We start from the raw sequence: 16,456 nt of genomic DNA, 5'->3' as shown, positions 1-16,456 counted from the left end.
GTCTCAGGCGATCTCCCTCAGGATGGTGTGTGCGGCAGCGCGCGGGTCGGGCGCGGCCCAGACAGGGCGGCCCACGACGATATGGTCGGCCCCGTCCGAGAGCGCCTGCGCCGGGGTGGCCACGCGCTTCTGGTCGTTCCGATCCGCGCCCGCGGGCCGTACCCCGGGCGTGACGATCAGCCGGCCCGCGGCCTCCGGCAGGGCGCGGATCCGCGCCGCCTCCCGCGGGGAGGCGATCACGCCATCGGCCCCGGCCTCGAAGGCCCGGGCGGCGCGCTCGGCGACCAGGTCGGCCAGATCGCCCGGCTTGATCAGCCCGGCATCGAGATCGGAGCGGTCCAGCGAGGTCAGGAAAGTCACCGCCAGCACCTTGAGCGTCGTGCCGCCCGCGCCGTCGCGTGCCGCGCGCACCACGTGCGGGTCGCCGTGGACGGTCAGGAAATCGAGGTCGAACTGCGCCAGCCCGCGCACGGCGTTCTCGACGGTCGCGCCGATGTCGAACAGCTTCATGTCGAGGAACACGCGCTTTCCGTGCTCCTGCTTGAGCTCGTTGGCCAGCGCCAGCCCGCCGCCCGTGAGCATACCCAGCCCGATCTTGTAGAAGGTCACCGCGTCGCCCAGTGTCTCGGCCAGCTTCAGCCCCTCGTGTGCGTTGGGCAGGTCCAGGGCGACGATCAGGCGGTCATCCGGCATGGGGCTGCGCTCCTTTTGCGGTCGCGCACTTCTCGCGGACGGAACGCCGCAGGTCAAGCCGCCGCGGGGGCGCTCATCAGCCCTCGCGGGCTTCTTCGCGAGGAGCGACCGGCGGAAGCGACGAGCGCCGCGCCGGTTCGAAATGGTGCCCCGGCCTGTCTTGAAGATCATGGGCGCGCTCCCCATTTCACTTTCCGAGGTGCCCGACAGCCGCACGCCTAACGCTGGGTGCGCATCAGGGGTAACGCTTGAAAAAAGGAGAAAAGGCATGGACTTGTCCAAGTTCACCGAGCGGTCGCGCGGCTTTCTGCAGGCGGCACAGACGATCGCGATGCGGGAAAGCCACCAGAAACTGGCGCCCGAACATGTTCTCAAGGCATTGATGGACGACGACGAAGGGTTGGCGAGCAACCTGATCAAGCGCGCCGGCGGTGAGCCGCAGCGCGTGGTTCAGGCGATCGATCTTGCCCTTGGCAAGATCGCCAAGGTGACCGGCGATGCCGGCCAGGTCTACATGGACAGCCAGACCGGCAAGGTGCTGGACGAGGCCGAGAAGATGGCCAAGAAGGCCGGTGACAGCTTCGTTCCCGTCGAGCGGCTGCTGACCGCGTTGGCCGTGGTCAAGAGCCCCGCCAAGGAGGCGCTTGACCAGGGTGGCGTCAGCGCGCAGACGCTCAACGAGGCGGTCAACGACCTGCGCAAGGGCCGCACCGCCGACAGTGCCAGCGCCGAGGACACCTACGAGGCGCTCGAGAAATACGCCATCGATCTCACCAAGGCGGCGCAGGAAGGCAAGATCGACCCGATCATCGGCCGCGACGACGAGATCCGCCGCGCCATGCAGGTGCTCAGCCGGCGGACCAAGAACAACCCCGTCCTGATCGGTGAACCGGGCGTCGGCAAGACGGCGATCGCCGAGGGGCTCGCGCTGCGCATCATCAATGGGGACGTGCCCGAAAGCCTTGCCAACAAGAGGCTGCTGGCGCTTGACATGGGTGCGCTGATCGCCGGGGCGAAATATCGCGGCGAGTTCGAGGAACGGCTCAAGGCCATCCTGAACGAGATCACCAATGCCGCGGGCGAGATCATCCTGTTCATCGACGAGATGCACACGCTGGTCGGCGCGGGCAAGACGGATGGCGCCATGGATGCGGCCAACCTGATCAAGCCGGCGCTTGCCCGGGGCGAGCTGCACTGCATCGGCGCCACGACGCTGGACGAGTACCGCAAGCATGTTGAAAAGGATGCCGCGCTGGCTCGCCGGTTCCAGCCGCTCATGGTCGAGGAGCCGACGGTCGAGGACACGGTCAGCATCCTGCGCGGGCTCAAGGAGAAGTACGAGCTGCACCACGGCGTGCGCATCTCCGACAGCGCGCTGGTCACGGCGGCGACGCTCTCGCATCGCTACATCACCGACCGGTTCCTGCCGGACAAGGCCATCGACCTCGTAGACGAGGCGGCCAGCCGCCTGCGGATGGAGGTCGACAGCAAGCCGGAAGAGCTGGACGCGCTCGACCGGGACATCCTGCAAAAGCAGATCGAGGCCGAGGCGCTGCGAAAGGAGGACGACGCGGCATCGCGCGACCGGCTGGAAAAGCTGGAGCGCGAACTGTCCGAGCTTCAGGAGAAATCCTCCGAGCTGACCGCGCAGTGGCAGGCCGAACGCGACAAGCTCGCCAGTGCCCGCGACCTCAAGGAACAGCTCGACCGGGCCCGCATCGACCTGGAGAATGCCAAGCGTGCGGGTGACCTGGCCAAGGCCGGGGAGTTGAGTTACGGCATCATCCCGCAGCTGGAAAAGCAGCTGGCCGAGGCCGAGCAGGCCGAGGAGGAAGGCGGCGTCATGGTCGAAGAGGCCGTGCGCCCCGAGCAGATCGCGCAGGTGGTCGAACGCTGGACGGGCATTCCGATCGCCAAGATGCTCGAGGGCGAGCGCGAGAAGCTGCTGGGCATGGAGGACAACCTGCACCGCCGCGTGATCGGTCAGGACACTGCCGTGAAGGCCGTGGCCAACGCCGTGCGCCGGGCACGCGCCGGGCTCAACGACGAGAACCGCCCGCTGGGCAGTTTCCTGTTCCTCGGCCCCACCGGCGTGGGCAAGACCGAGCTGACCAAGGCGGTGGCGGAGTTCCTCTTCGACGACGACCAGGCGATGGTGCGCATCGACATGTCGGAGTTCATGGAAAAGCATTCGGTCGCGCGGCTGATCGGCGCGCCGCCGGGCTACGTGGGCTACGACGAGGGTGGCGTCCTGACCGAGGCCGTGCGCCGCAGGCCCTACCAGGTGGTGCTGTTCGACGAGGTGGAAAAGGCCCACCCGGAGGTGTTCAACGTGCTCCTGCAGGTGCTCGATGACGGTGTGCTGACCGATGGGCAGGGCCGCACGGTGGACTTCAAGCAGACGCTGATCGTGCTGACATCGAACCTTGGCAGCCAGGCGCTGAGCCAGCTGCCCGAGGGGGCCGACGCCGCTGCCGCCAAGCGCGACGTCATGGACGCGGTCCGGTCGCATTTCCGGCCGGAGTTCCTGAACCGGCTGGACGAGATCGTGGTCTTTGACCGGATCACGCGCGACCAGATGAGCGGGATCGTCGACATCCAGCTGCGGCGGCTGCAAAAGAGGCTCGCCAGCCGCAATATCACGCTGGAACTGGACGATGCCGCCAAGGCATGGCTGGCCGACGAGGGCTATGACCCGGTATATGGCGCGCGCCCGCTGAAGCGCGTGATCCAGAAGGCGCTTCAGGATCCGCTGGCCGAGGCGCTCCTGGCCGGCGACATTACCGATGGCAGCACCGTGCCGGTCAGCGCCGGTGCCGACGGGCTGATCATCGGTGAACGGGTCGGCGCCAGCAGCCGCGAACGGCCCGACGACGCGGTCGTGCACTGAGCCTGATCTGACAGCCCCGCCGGGAACGGCGGGGCTTTTTCATGGGGGCGGTGCCGGGCGATCAGGTCGCGTCGGCGTCCCAGCCCTCGAGGATGTCCATGGCCTGCCGGGCCGTCTCGACGAAACAGAACAGGTCCAGATCCTCGTCCGATATGGTGCCCGCCTCGGCCAGCGCCTCCCAGTTGATGAGGCGACGCCAGAATTCTTCCCCGAAGAGCAGGAAAGGCACCCGGTTCATACGGTCGGTCTGGATCAGTGTCAGCGCCTCGAACATCTCGTCCAGCGTGCCGAACCCCCCGGGAAAAACGCAGATCGCCCGCGCCCGCATGAGGAAATGCATCTTGCGGATGCCGAAATAGTGGAAGTTGAAGCACAGCCCCGGGGTGACGTACTCGTTCGGGGCCTGCTCGTGCGGCAGGACGACGTTGAAGCCGATCGACGCGCCTCCGGCATCGGCCGCGCCGCGGTTGCCGGCCTCCATCACGCCCGGGCCGCCGCCAGTGGCCACCACGTATTCCTTGCCGTATGTGGCCATGGATTTCATCGTGACCAGACGTGCGAACTCCCGCGCCTCGTCGTAGAAATGCGTGAGCTCCGCAAGCGTCTTGGTGCGCGCGGTGTCCTTGCGGGCGGGCTCGGGGATGCGGGCGCCGCCGAACAGCACCACCGTGCTTTCGATCCCGCGTTCGTTGAGGATCATCTCGGGTTTCAGCAGCTCAAGCTGCAGCCGCACCGGCCGCAACTCGTCCCGGCACAGGAAATCAGGGTCATCGAAGGCCAGCCGGTAGGCCGGGGCCCGGGTCTGCGGCGTATCGGGAACCTGTTCGGCGGTGTCTCTGTCACTGTGTGCGTCGCGGAACTGGCTGTGCCGGTCGTCGTTCATGGCGCGTGCCTTCCCTGCTTGGGTTGTCGTTTCAAGCCGTATAGGGTTGGTCCGTGTTTGACCAGCGGGAGGTAGGCGCCGGTGAGCTGGAGAGCCGACATAGCAGCCGCGCAGGAGCGGATCGTCCCCCATGTCCGGTGCACGCCGGTGATGGAGGCCGCGGGCCTGGGCCCGTCCGGACCGGTGGGGCTGAAGCTGGAGCAGACGCAGCATACCGGCAGCTTCAAGGCGCGCGGGGCGTTCAACACGCTGTTGTCGCGAGACGTTCCCGCGGCCGGGCTCGTCGCTGCATCCGGGGGCAATCACGGCGCGGCGGTGGCGCACGCGGCCTCGGCGCTCGGGCACCGGGCGCGGATCTTCGTGCCGGAGATGGCCGGGCCGGCCAAGATCGGCCTGATCGAACGGCTGGGGGCCGATCTGGAGGTGGTTGGCGGGGCCTATGCCAATGCGCTGGAGGCGGCCCGGGCCCACGAGGCGCGCACCGGCGCGATGCAGATTCATGCTTATGACGCGCCCGGCACGGTGGCCGGGCAGGGCACCGTGATGGCCGAGTGGGAGGCGCAGGGCCTCGCCGCCGACACGGTCCTGATTGCGGTGGGGGGCGGCGGCCTGATCGCGGGCGCGCTGGGCTGGCTGGAGGGCCGGCGCAAGGTCGTTGCCGTGGAGCCCCGGACATCCAGCGCGCTGCACGCCGCGCTGGCAGCGGGCGCGCCGGTCGATGTCAAGGTGTCGGGCGTCGCGGCGAATGCGCTCGGGGCGCGTCGGATCGGCGAGATCTGTTTCGGCTTGGCGCAGCAGTATCTGGGGGAAAGCGTTCTGGTGACGGATGAGGCGATCGAGCAGGCACAGCGGGCGCTCTGGCGGGGCATGCGCCAGCTGGTGGAGCCCGCGGGCGCCACGGCGCTGGCCGCGCTGATGTCGGGCGCTTACGTGCCCGCGCGCGGAGAGCGGGTGGCAGTGCTCGTTTGTGGCGGCAATGTCGCGCCGGACCCGTTTTAACCGGTGCTTAACCGTGATCCGGCAGGTTGCGTGGCATGGTCGCCGTCACGCTCGATCTCGCTCCGGAAACACTTGCCGCGCTGAAGCAAATCGCCCGGCAAGAGGGCGACGACGTCCAGGCGCTGATACGCGACGCGATCCGGCGTGATCTCTACCGCAGAAACCGTGCGAAGAAGGCCGTCAGGCCTGATGAGCGGCTCGTCGCTCCCTTGCGGGCGCTCCTCGCTGACGATCTGGCCTATGCGCGCGACTGGCAGGACCTGCAGAGCCGGCTTCGGGTCAAGGGCTATGCCATGCGCGAGTCGGGCGGTGGGCTCATCCTCGTCCGTCACCCGGAGGGCGGAAAGGTCGTCAAGGCCTCCGACCTCGGCTACAGCTATTCCCGGCTCGTGCAGCGCTTCCACGCGCCGTTTCCGGGCCACGGCCGTCGCCAGCTGTGGGGTTCCGCGCGCTGACACCGGGCCGATGCCGCGAAACATGTCCGTGCCGTCGCATTGCGCGGCGCGCGCCGCGGTCTTATAGGCGATGCGAGCACAACGTGATGTCCCAAGGGAGAACGCCCATGTCCGACGCCCAACTCGAATCCGCGATCGAAGCCGCCTGGGAGGTGCGCGACACGATCACCCCCTCGACCGGCGGCGAGACACGCGAGGCCATCGAGGCCACGCTCGAGGCGCTGGACTCGGGCCGCCTGCGCGTGGCTGAAAAGGGCGGCGACGGCGACTGGCACGTCAACCAGTGGGCCAAGAAGGCCGTCCTGCTGGGATTCCGCATCAAGGACATGGAACAGCAGGATGGCGGCCCGCAGGGCGGCCACTGGTGGGACAAGGTCGACAGCAAGTTCAAGGGCTGGGGCGACCAGGACTGGAAAGAGGCCGGTTTCCGCGCGGTGCCAAACTGCGTGGTGCGCAAATCGGCCCATATCGCGCCGGGCGTGGTGTTGATGCCGTCCTTCGTCAATCTCGGGGCCTTCGTGGACACGGGCACAATGGTGGACACCTGGGCCACCGTCGGCAGCTGCGCGCAGATCGGCAAGAACGTGCACCTGTCGGGTGGCGTCGGCATCGGCGGCGTGTTGGAGCCGTTGCAGGCCGATCCGACCATCATCGAGGATGGCTGCTTCATCGGGGCGCGGTCCGAGGTGGTCGAGGGCTGCATCGTGCGCGAGGGATCCGTCCTCGGCATGGGGGTCTATATCGGCAAGTCGACCAAGATCGTCGACCGTGAAACCGGAGAGGTGTTCATGGGCGAGGTGCCGCCCTATTCGGTTGTCGTGTCGGGGTCCATGCCGACGAAGAACAACCTCAACCTCTATTGCGCGGTGATCGTGAAGCGCGTGGACGAGCAGACCCGCGCCAAGACGGGTATCAACGAGCTTCTGCGGGACTGACAGACAGGGCATGTCCGCGCGCCTTCGGGCGCGGCGCGCGGATTGGCTGTCGCCCGCCGGGGGAGGCGTGTTGCGCGGCCCGGCGCCACCCCCGGTTCCAAGGAGAACGAGATTGCCCGCCCGACCATGGAGGCGCTCTGATGACCGCGAAGAAAGTAGCTGGCCGGCAGCGGGTCTATTCGTTGCTGGTGGAGATCGGGCGCAAGTCCGGTGACGGGTTGCCGCCGGACGCGACCGGGGCGGCGCTGATGGTTTATGCCAGCGGCGTCGACGAGGCCGAAGCCGTGCGCGAGACGGTTGCGATCCTGAAACAGGCGGACACCGCGCCACTGGACGTATCGGGCTACGGCACGTTGGAGGAGCGTGAGGCGGAGGGTCACGACATCGGCGAGGAGGAGCGCGCGCTCATGCAGCGGGCGCTGGATGAAAACGCCGTGATCGTTGCCCAGGTGACGCCTTTCTACGATTGACGCCAGGTGGTCAGGCCGCGCGATCTGCCGCCAGCGCGACTGCCTCGAAGGGTTTCAGAACGGGCCATGCGGGGTGCGGATGTTCCGGCAGGCGCGACCGGTCGAACCGGGCCAGCACGCTGGCGGCAAGTTCGTCGGGCTTGCGGCGCAGACGCCCGACGAAAAGGCTCTCGACGGGGCAGCCGGAGGTCATGACCGTCTCGTGCCCCGGCAGCAGAAGCTGGAAGTAGGTGACCATCTCTGGCCCCTTTGCGGGAACGGCAGCGATGTTGTCGAGCAAATTGCGCGCCGGCACGAGCACTGCTTCGCGGCCGAACATGTATTCCACGTCCGAGCCGCGCATCACCAGGCGCTGGAAAGGTGCAACGACGATATCCCGCGTCAGTCCGAAATAGCCGGCGCGCAGCCGGACCGGATGAAAGCCCCCGCGCGCCGGCAGGGTATGGCGAATGACCTGCAATACGGGCACCTGCTGGCCTTGATCGGTGATGATGAGATCGCCGCGCCGCAGGCGGCATACCGGGCGTTCGCCCCACGCGGTCATCACCGGTGTCTGGGCCGTCAGGCCGGGCAGCGGTCCGACCGGCTCCATCCGGTCGGAGACGGCAGCAAAGGTCACGTCGCTGTCCATGCGCCGGCGTTCGGGCCGCGCCATGATGTCGTGCATGTCGGCTGTGACCATCGGCTGTATGCCGGTCAGGTTGACGGATCGGGGGTGGCCCGGATCCGCGCGCTCTACCGTCAGCCGGGCCCTGCGGCGCGGTGCGTCCCAGCAAAAGCTCACGCGGATGGTTTCGGAGCGGTCCGTATCGGGACAGGGCACCACCGCGCTGTGCGTGTCGGCCCCCTGCGCAAGGAGGAGAACGATACCGCCATCCGGCAGAACCTGAAGCGTGATGGCGCCGTGCCACGGCTCGGTGCGTTCGTACCCCAGAAGCACGCGCGGGCGCGTTTCAAGCGGGATACGTGTTTCGAGCATGAGCGTGCCGCGTGGCATGAGCCGGTCACGTCCGGGGGCGTCGAACCATCCTCCGGTGCGTGCGGTCGCTCCGATCCAGCTCATGCGCCATCTGCCCTTGCCGCCGGGCGGCGCGGATCGCCCCGGTCGTCGTTGGCTGGATGCGCGGCTGGCTCTGCTGATCTTCCCATGCTGGTCCCGTCCCCTTGGGCCGAGGAGGGTATGCCGACATCTGGCGGCACGACACGCGGCGTGTTCCGTGCCCTGTGTCCGGTGCTTCCCATTTGTCCGTCGGTCGCCTGCGATGCGCCGTGCTTTTGCTGCCCTGCCTCAGGCCGTTATTATCACGGTGGAATTACCAGATTGGCCGTGACTTGTTAAGCTTTATTCACAGCGGCGGAAATTTCGGATACCGCCTGTCGCCGTTTCGCCCGCCTATCGCAATGAAAAGGATGCCACATGGAGCACGACCCCGTAGATCCCGTCGCCCTGACGGCCGAGCTGATCCGCTGCCCGTCGGTCACGCCGCAAGAGGGCGGCGCGCTCGACCTGATCGCGGAGCGGCTGTCCACGGCCGGGTTCATCTGCACGCGGGTTGATCGGGGCGGGGTCGCCAACCTATTCGCCCGGTGGGGTGCGCGCGGCGCGGCGCGGGTATTCGGGTTCAACGGGCATACCGACGTCGTGCCGGTCGGTGACGAGTCGGCCTGGAGTGTCCCGCCCTTTGCCGCGGAGGAACGCGACGGGGCGCTGTGGGGGCGCGGGGCGACGGACATGAAATCCGGCGTCGCGGCGTTCGTCGCCGCGTCGATCGACCTCGTGACGCAATCACCGCCCGACGATGGCGCCGTGGTACTGCTCGTCACCGGCGACGAGGAGGGCGACGCGGTGGATGGCACGGCCGCGCTTCTGGACTGGATGGCCGAGGCGGGCGAGCGGATGGATGCCTGCCTTGTGGGGGAGCCGACCTGCCCCGACCGGATGGGCGAGATGATCAAGATCGGGCGGCGCGGCTCGATGACGGCGTGGATCACGATCACCGGCGTGCAGGGGCATTCCGCCTATCCCCACCGGGCCGTGAACCCCGTGCCGGCGATGGCACGGCTGGCCGACCGGTTGTCATCGCATACCCTCGACGACGGGACCGGTCACTTCGACCCTTCCACTCTCGCCGTTGTGAGCATCGACACCGGCAATACCGCCAACAACGTGATCCCGGCGCAGTGCCGGGCGCTGGTGAATATCCGTTTCAACGATGCCCATGACAGCGGCACGCTGACCCGCTGGATGCAGCGGGAGCTGGACAAGGTGGCGGAGGAATTCGGCGTGGCCGCCGAAATGCGCACCAAGGTGTCCGGCGAAAGCTTCGTAACCCCGCCGGGGCCGCTGTCCGAGCTGGTAAGCCGGGCGGTCACGGCCGAAACGGGCACGAGGCCGGTGCTGTCCACCACCGGCGGCACGTCGGATGCGCGTTTCGTCAAGGATCATTGCCCCGTGGTCGAGTTCGGCCTCGTCGGGCGCACGATGCACCAGGTGGACGAGCATGTGGAGATCGCCCAGATCCAACAGCTCAAGGCCATCTACGCGCGCATCCTGAGGGACTATTTCGCATGAGTCCCCGCGTGGGCCCGACCCATGACGTGGCTGCCTGCCGCGCGCTGCGCCGCACCGTGTTCATCGAGGAGCAGGGCGTGCCGGAGACCGTTGAGCGGGACGGGCGCGATGGACAGGCGCAGCATGTGCTGGCCACGATGCAGGGACGTCCGATCGGGTGCGCGCGCATCCTCACCGATAGCGACACAGGCAGGATCGGGCGGGTCTGCGTCCTGCCCGGCCATCGCGGCCGGGGGATCGGTGCCGCGCTCGTGCGGGCCTGCGTGGAGCACCTGCGCGGCCTGCCCGGGATCGTCCGCGCGGAGCTGGGGGCGCAGACGAACGCTCTCGGCCTTTACGAGCGGCTGGGGTTTGTCGCCTTCGGTCCGGAGTTCGAGGATGCCGGCGGCCAGCCGCACCGGATGATGGGGATCGATCTTTGAGCCGTCGCCAGCTTGTCGTCATGGTGAAAGAGCCCCGGCCGGGACGGGTCAAGACACGGCTTGGACGGGATGTGGGAATGACGGGGGCGGCGTGGTGGTTCCGTCGGCAGAGCGCCGCACTTTTGCAGCGGCTGGACGATCCGCGCTGGCGGCTCGTGCTGGCGGTCACACCGGACCGCGAGGGTCTGCAAAGCCGCGTTTGGCCCGCGCATCTGGCGCGCGTGCCCCAGGGCCGCGGCGACCTTGGCGCGCGGATGGCGCGGCTGTTGCGCCGCCTGTCGCCGGGGCCCGTCTGCATCGTCGGCGCCGATATCCCCGCGCTGGGAAAGCCCCATGTTGCCCGTGCTTTTGCCGCGTTGGGCGATCACGACGCGGTATTCGGGCCAGCCGTGGATGGCGGGTTCTGGCTGGTGGGAATGAAACGCGTCGCGGCGCCCCCGGCCACGCTCTTTCGCGGCGTGCGCTGGTCCACGCCCCATGCGCTGTTCGACAGCATGACCAGCATGGGTGGGCAGCGCATCGCATTGGTGGATACGCTGCGCGATGTCGACAGCGCCGCCGACCTCGACCCCCTTTAACCTTTCGCTGCGCTGCGGTATGCAACGCGCCAACTTGAACATCCGCAAAGGAGTCCCGGCATGGGGTACAGAGTCGCCGTTGTCGGCGCCACGGGCAACGTGGGCCGCGAAATGCTGAGCATCCTCGCCGAGCGCGAGTTCCCGGTCGACGAGGTCGCCGCGCTGGCCTCTCGCCGCAGCCTTGGCAGCGAGGTGAGTTTCGGCGACCAGACCCTCAGGACGCAGGATCTCGACACGTTCGATTTCACCGGCTGGGACATCGCGCTTTTCGCGATCGGCTCGGACGCGACCAAGACCTACGCGCCCAAGGCGGCCAAGGCAGGGTGCGTGGTGATCGACAACTCGTCGCTCTACCGCTACGATCCTGACGTGCCGCTGGTGGTGCCGGAGTGCAACCCCGAGGCCGTCGACGGCTATGCCAAGAAGAACATCATCGCCAACCCCAACTGCTCGACCGCGCAGATGGTTGTGGCGCTCAAGCCGCTGCATGACCGCGCGCGCATCAAGCGGGTGGTCGTCTCCACCTATCAGTCCGTCTCCGGCGCCGGGAAGGAGGGGATGGACGAGCTCTGGGACCAGACGAAGGCCATCTACAACCCGACCGAAGAGATCGCGCCGAAGAAGTTCCAGAAGCAGATCGCCTTCAACGTGATCCCGCACATCGACGTCTTCATGGAGGACGGCTCCACCAAGGAAGAATGGAAGATGGTCGCCGAAACCAAGAAGATCGTGGACTCCGCGATCAAGGTCACGGCCACCTGCGTGCGCGTGCCGGTCTTCGTTGGCCATGCCGAGGCGATCAATCTTGAATTCGAGGACCACCTCGATGAGGAAGAGGCGCGCGACATCCTGCGCCAGAGCCCCGGCATCATGGTCGTCGACAAGCGCGAGGACGGCGGATACATCACGCCCGTCGATTGCGTCGGCGATTTTGCCACCTTCATCAGCCGTATCCGCCAGGATTCGACGATCGATAACGGGCTGAACCTGTGGTGCGTCTCCGACAATTTGCGCAAGGGCGCGGCGCTGAACGCGGTGCAGATCGCCGAGACGCTGGGCAAGCGCGTGCTGCAGAAGGGATGAACGGCGGCCGGTGAACTTGCGGGCGGCCCTCGAACGGCGTGAATCTGCGCGACCCGCGACCTCGCCTCTTGCCGAGCGCCCCTTTCGGATCGGATAGTGACGGTGCAACCCGTCACGGAGACCCGATATGCGCATGCTGCCCGCCATCCTCGCCCTTCTGCCCTCCGTCGCTCTGGCCGAGGACGTGGCGCTTTCCAGCAATGTCAGCGCCGTCACGCTGTACCCTGGCGGGGCCAGCGTGACGCGCGAGGCATCCTTTTCCGTGCCGGCGGGCGATCACGCGCTGATCCTGACGGACTTGCCCCGCTCCACCCCGATGGGATCCGTCCGGGTGACGGTTGACGGCGCCGCCATGGGCAGTGTCAGCACCCGCACGGAGTTCGTGCCCCCGCGCAGCGAGGAAACCGGCGCCGCGATCGAACAGGCAGAGGCCGAGATCGAACGGATCGAGGCGGAACTGCGCGATGGCCGCGCACGTGCCGAGGACATCCGGCTGGTCGCGGAGGCGGCGCGTGCGCGGGTGGATTTCCTGCAGGATCTCGGCCGGGGCGATGGCGTCGCCCGGCTGGATACCGGCGCGCTGCGCGATCTGGTGACGCTTGTCGGGGACGAAACGCTGGCGGCGCTGGAGACAGCCCATGACGCCGAGCGGCGCGCGCGCGATGCCGAGCGCGATCTCGAGGAACTCGAAGAGGACCTGGAGCGCGCCAGGCAGGCGCTGGACGCGCTCGTGCCCGAAGCCAAGGACCGTGCCATGCTCGCGGTGTCGATCACGGCGGATACCCCGGCCGACGGCAACCTCACCCTCTCCTACACCATTGACGATGCCGGCTGGGAGCCCGCCTATGACCTCCGGCTGGACAGGCAGGCCGGGCGCCTGGCCATCGAGCGGGGGGCGTTGATTCGTCAGCAGACCGGGGAAAACTGGACGGACACGCGCCTGACGCTGTCGACCGTGCGTCCGGGCGAGCAGGCTGAACCGGCCGAGGTCTGGCCGGTCCTGCGCCGGATCGTGGATCCGGATGCGCCCCGCCCCGAGCCTGTGGTGCGCACCGAACGCGCCGCGGATGCCGCTGGACTGTCTGCCGCGGTGGCACCTGCGCCGGTTCAGGCCGAGGCGAGGTTCGCGGGGCTTTCGGTGACCTATGACTATCCCCAGCCAGTCTCGGTCGCCTCGGGCGCCGATACGCTGCGGATATCTCTGGGAACGCGCGAGGTCGCGGCGGATGTCGTGGCCGAGGCGGTCCCGCTGGCCGACGAGACGGCGTTTCTCGTCGCGCGGTTTACCAATGACGGCGACGAGTTGATCCTGCCGACAGGGCAAGCGCGGTTCTATCGCGACGACCAGTTCATCGGCCAGAGGGCCGTGGAGCTGATCGCCGCCGGCGAGGAGGCGGAACTGGCCTTCGGCGCCATCGACGGCTTGCGCCTGAAACGCACCGTGCTTGGCAGGAGCGAGGGGGACAGGGGGGTGATAACCCGCTCGACCGAGCTGTCAGAGCAGGTGCGCATCGAGGTCGAGAACCTGACCGGTCAGGCATGGCCCGTCCGCGTGCTCGACAGGGTTCCCTATTCGGAACAGGAGGAGTTGCAGATCACGTGGCAGGCCGATCCGGGCGCGTCGGAAACCGACGTGGACGGCCGGCGCGGGGTGCTGGCATGGGAATTCGATCTGCCAGCGAATGCCGCGCGAACGATCGCGCTGGACCATACGCTGCAATGGCCCGAGGGGATGGTGCTGCGCTGAGGGGCGGCGACTTTCAGATCTGTTGAAAAAGACCCGTGGCAGGATCGTACTGTTCCACGCCGCCCTCTCCGATGTCGTGCCACAGCCCGTGCAGCGTGAGCGTTCCGTGGTCCACGGCCTCCGCCACGAACGGAAAGGTCATGAGGTTTTCCAGCGACACAAGGATCGCCTGCTTTTCCAGCGCCCGCATGCGCTCCGCGGGGTCGCCGATGTCCTTGACCCGTTCGTAGCCGGGGCGCAGGATATCCATCCATCGCCCGACGAAGCTCGACTTTTCCTCCAGCTCCGGCGCCCGGCCCGAGCACATCTCGTCGCACCCCTTCACGCCGCCGCAGTTGGAATGGCCCAGCACGATCAGGTGCGCCACATGAAGCGCGGTCACCGCGTATTCCACGGCCGCGGAGGTGCCGTGCTGCGCGCCGTCCGTGACGTATGGCGGGACGAGGTTGGCGATATTGCGATGCAGGAAGAATTCGCCCTGGTCGGCACCGAAGATGGACGTGACGTGCACCCGGCTGTCGCAGCAGCTGATGACCATGGCGCGGGGGTGCTGGCCTTCCTGCGCCAGATGACGGTACCAGGCCTGGTTGTCCTTGTACCGCGTCGCCTTCCAGCCGTGATAGCGCTGCACCAGATAGCCGGGCAGCGGGCGCGCCTCGTTCATCCTGACCCTCGTCATGGTTGGTCTGGTCCCGCGTGATAGTCGGAATTCACCGAGAATTCGAGCAAGAATTCTCCAGCACCGGAAACCATTTCGGAACCAATCGCGCTGACACTCGCGCCGGTCCGGGGGCATTGCGGGAGTAGGGTAAGACGTTGGAACAGGTGACGCTTCTGAGACAGGATGAGACTGCAGGCTTCGATCCCGGGCGGATCGACGACCTTTTCACGCAGCTGGGCCCGGCCGCGGCGGAGGAACTGGTCTGCCGCACGCTGGAGGAATTGGCGGCGCGGCTGACGCATGCGGAACGCTGTCACCGGCGGGGGCGGCTGGACGAGATGCGCAAGACGGCCCGCGGCCTGTGCGGCGTATCCGACCAGCTGGGTCTCGTGCTGCTGGCCAGGGTGGCGCGCGACGTCATCGCCTGTGCAGAGCTGGGCGACCGGGTCGCGCTTGCGGCGACGCTCGCCCGGCTCCTGCGCGTCGGCGAACGGTCACTGACCGAGGTCTGGGCGTTTCGCGATACCTGAGCGTTCCGGCAATGAGGGTCTTGCGGGTGCGGCCGTGTGGGATAGGCTCGGCGCACAATTCCACGATCCGGACCACCGCCCATGAGACCAGAATTCGCCCCGCCCGACGCGTCCGCCACCCCCCTTCACGTGATCGGGGAGGACGACCGCGACGACTGGCTTGGCAGCCAGCCGGAGCGCGTGGCCAACTGGGTGCGCGCCGCCGGGTTCACCGGCGCGCTCGGGACGACCTTGGCGGTGCCGGGCGAGGATGGGCAAATCGTCATGGCGTTGGCGGGATACGGCACGCCCGCCGCGCGCCTGCGGGGGCGTTTCCACCTTGCCGCCGCGGCGGCGGCCCTGCCGGAGGGCGCCTACAGGCTGGAAGGTCTGTCCCCCGACCGTCGCGAGGAAGAGGCGCTTGGATGGCTGTTGTCCGCCTATGCGTTCGACCGCTACCGTGCGCAGACCCCCGCGCGGGCGCGGCTCGTGCCGCCTGACGGCGTCGACGCGGCACGGTTGACCGGCATAGCGGCGGGCGAATGGCTCACGCGTGATCTCATCAACACCCCGGCCTGTGACATGGGGCCCGCCGCGCTGGAGGATGCCTGCGCCGATCTCGCCGCGCGGCACGGTGCGACCATCGAGGTGACCCGCGGCGCCGAACTGATCGACGCGGGGTTCCCGCTGGTTCACGCGGTGGGCCGCGCCGCGGTGGACGCACCCCGCCTGATCGACATGCGGTGGGGCGGGTCGGGGCCGCGCCTCACGCTGGTGGGCAAGGGCGTCTGTTTCGATACCGGCGGGCTCGATCTCAAGCCCGCGGCCGCAATGGCGCTGATGAAGAAGGACATGGGCGGCGCGGCGACGGTTATGGGACTGGCGGACATGATCATGGCGCTGAGGTTGCCCGTGCGGCTGCGCATACTGATCCCGGCGGTCGAGAACGCCGTGAGCGGCGCGTCGTTCCGGCCCGGCGACATCCTGACCGCGCGCAACGGCATGACGGTGGAGGTGAACAACACCGACGCAGAGGGGCGGCTGGTGCTGGCCGACGCGCTGAGCCTCGGGGCCGAGGAGACGCCTGACCTGATGGTGTCCATGGCCACGCTCACCGGCGCGGCGCGGGTGGCGGTGGGCCCCGACATCGCGCCCTATTTCACCGATGACGGCGCCCTCGCCGCCGCGCTCGAAGCGTCCGGCGCGGCGGTGGCCGACCCGGTCTGGCGCCTGCCCCTGCACGCCCCGTACGAGGCCCTGATAGAACCGGGCATCGCCGATCTGGACAATGCACCGTCGGGCGGTTTTGCCGGCGCGATCACCGCTGCGCTCTTTCTGCGCAGGTTCGCCGGCGACGCGCGGTATGCCCATTTCGACATCTACGGCTGGCAGCCCGAACCGAAACCCGCCCGGCCCAAGGGTGGCGTGGGCATGGGCGCCCGGGCGCTTCTGGACGCGCTGCCCGAGGTGCTGGCGCTTTGAGCTGTCCGGCGATGTCTTCTGGCGGCAAATATCCCGGGGTGAATGGCCCGCAGGCCATGAGGGGCAGCGCCCCTCCT

Annotated in this window: 16 protein-coding genes; 12 read left to right on the top strand and 4 right to left on the bottom strand. The window is 68.1% G+C overall.

The window, feature by feature from the left end; translation table 11 throughout:
• Positions 1-3: 3 nt before the first annotated feature.
• Positions 4-693 carry an orotidine-5'-phosphate decarboxylase gene (gene pyrF / locus ACH13J_RS14290; RefSeq protein ID WP_397544019.1) on the bottom strand — a complete coding sequence of 230 codons (690 nt, stop codon included), beginning with the start codon at positions 691-693 and terminating at the stop codon, positions 4-6.
• A gap of 268 nt (positions 694-961) precedes the next feature.
• On the opposite strand from pyrF, the gene clpB reads away from it, so the two are divergent.
• On the top strand, positions 962-3,583 hold the full coding sequence (clpB, locus tag ACH13J_RS14285; RefSeq protein ID WP_397544018.1) for an ATP-dependent chaperone ClpB: 2,622 nt from the start codon (positions 962-964) through the stop codon (positions 3,581-3,583).
• Positions 3,584-3,644: 61 nt separating this feature from the next.
• On the opposite strand, the gene ACH13J_RS14280 is transcribed toward clpB, so the two are convergent.
• Positions 3,645-4,466, bottom strand: coding sequence for an LOG family protein (locus ACH13J_RS14280; protein WP_397544017.1), 822 nt, complete (start codon positions 4,464-4,466; stop codon positions 3,645-3,647).
• An 81-nt stretch (positions 4,467-4,547) separates the two neighbouring features.
• Between ACH13J_RS14280 and ACH13J_RS14275 the strand changes: the two genes are divergently transcribed.
• The 4 genes from ACH13J_RS14275 to ACH13J_RS14260 all read left to right on the top strand — a co-directional run bounded on the left by ACH13J_RS14275 (position 4,548) and on the right by ACH13J_RS14260 (position 7,325).
• Positions 4,548-5,465, top strand: coding sequence for a threonine/serine dehydratase (locus ACH13J_RS14275; protein WP_397544016.1), 918 nt, complete (start codon positions 4,548-4,550; stop codon positions 5,463-5,465).
• A 35-nt stretch (positions 5,466-5,500) separates the two neighbouring features.
• Positions 5,501-5,920, top strand: coding sequence for a ribbon-helix-helix protein, CopG family (locus ACH13J_RS14270; protein WP_397544015.1), 420 nt, complete (start codon positions 5,501-5,503; stop codon positions 5,918-5,920).
• A gap of 107 nt (positions 5,921-6,027) precedes the next feature.
• Positions 6,028-6,855, top strand: a complete 828-nt coding sequence (gene dapD, locus ACH13J_RS14265) for a 2,3,4,5-tetrahydropyridine-2,6-dicarboxylate N-succinyltransferase (RefSeq protein WP_397544014.1) — start codon at positions 6,028-6,030, stop codon at positions 6,853-6,855.
• 140 nt (positions 6,856-6,995) lie between these two features.
• Positions 6,996-7,325 carry a hypothetical protein gene (locus ACH13J_RS14260; RefSeq protein ID WP_397544013.1) on the top strand — a complete coding sequence of 110 codons (330 nt, stop codon included), beginning with the start codon at positions 6,996-6,998 and terminating at the stop codon, positions 7,323-7,325.
• A gap of 10 nt (positions 7,326-7,335) precedes the next feature.
• On the opposite strand, the gene ACH13J_RS14255 is transcribed toward ACH13J_RS14260, so the two are convergent.
• Positions 7,336-8,388, bottom strand: coding sequence for a Hint domain-containing protein (locus tag ACH13J_RS14255; RefSeq protein ID WP_397544012.1), 1,053 nt, complete (start codon positions 8,386-8,388; stop codon positions 7,336-7,338).
• A gap of 354 nt (positions 8,389-8,742) precedes the next feature.
• Here ACH13J_RS14255 and dapE point away from each other — a divergent pair, with 354 nt between their 5' ends.
• The 5 genes from dapE to ACH13J_RS14230 all read left to right on the top strand — a co-directional run bounded on the left by dapE (position 8,743) and on the right by ACH13J_RS14230 (position 13,727).
• Positions 8,743-9,897, top strand: a complete 1,155-nt coding sequence (gene dapE / locus ACH13J_RS14250) for a succinyl-diaminopimelate desuccinylase (RefSeq protein WP_397544011.1) — start codon at positions 8,743-8,745, stop codon at positions 9,895-9,897.
• Complete coding sequence (locus ACH13J_RS14245) at positions 9,894-10,319, top strand: GNAT family N-acetyltransferase (protein WP_397544010.1); 426 nt, start codon at positions 9,894-9,896, stop codon at positions 10,317-10,319. The genes dapE and ACH13J_RS14245 overlap by 4 nt, the downstream gene beginning before the upstream one ends.
• Positions 10,320-10,339: 20 nt before the next feature.
• Positions 10,340-10,897, top strand: a complete 558-nt coding sequence (locus ACH13J_RS14240) for a TIGR04282 family arsenosugar biosynthesis glycosyltransferase (RefSeq protein ID WP_397544044.1) — start codon at positions 10,340-10,342, stop codon at positions 10,895-10,897.
• Positions 10,898-10,957: 60 nt separating this feature from the next.
• Positions 10,958-11,980, top strand: a complete 1,023-nt coding sequence (locus ACH13J_RS14235; RefSeq protein ID WP_397544009.1) for an aspartate-semialdehyde dehydrogenase — start codon at positions 10,958-10,960, stop codon at positions 11,978-11,980.
• A gap of 127 nt (positions 11,981-12,107) precedes the next feature.
• A complete protein-coding gene (locus ACH13J_RS14230) occupies positions 12,108-13,727 on the top strand; it encodes a DUF4139 domain-containing protein (protein ID WP_397544008.1) in 1,620 nt (539 codons plus the stop codon).
• Positions 13,728-13,740: 13 nt separating this feature from the next.
• Here ACH13J_RS14230 and ACH13J_RS14225 read toward each other — a convergent pair whose 3' ends face one another.
• Positions 13,741-14,391, bottom strand: coding sequence for a carbonic anhydrase (locus ACH13J_RS14225; RefSeq protein ID WP_397544043.1), 651 nt, complete (start codon positions 14,389-14,391; stop codon positions 13,741-13,743).
• 161 nt (positions 14,392-14,552) lie between these two features.
• On the opposite strand from ACH13J_RS14225, the gene ACH13J_RS14220 reads away from it, so the two are divergent.
• Both ACH13J_RS14220 and ACH13J_RS14215 read left to right on the top strand, forming a co-directional pair.
• Positions 14,553-14,918: a hypothetical protein gene (locus ACH13J_RS14220; protein WP_397544007.1), complete on the top strand. Its 366-nt coding sequence runs from the start codon at positions 14,553-14,555 to the stop codon at positions 14,916-14,918.
• 81 nt (positions 14,919-14,999) lie between these two features.
• Positions 15,000-16,379, top strand: coding sequence for a leucyl aminopeptidase family protein (locus ACH13J_RS14215; protein WP_397544006.1), 1,380 nt, complete (start codon positions 15,000-15,002; stop codon positions 16,377-16,379).
• The last annotated feature ends 77 nt before the right edge of the window (positions 16,380-16,456 follow it).

The organism is Roseovarius salis, assembly GCF_044472985.1.
Classification (GTDB): Bacteria; Pseudomonadota; Alphaproteobacteria; order Rhodobacterales; family Rhodobacteraceae; genus Roseovarius; species Roseovarius salis.
This window is presented reverse-complemented; position numbering and strand designations above follow the sequence as displayed.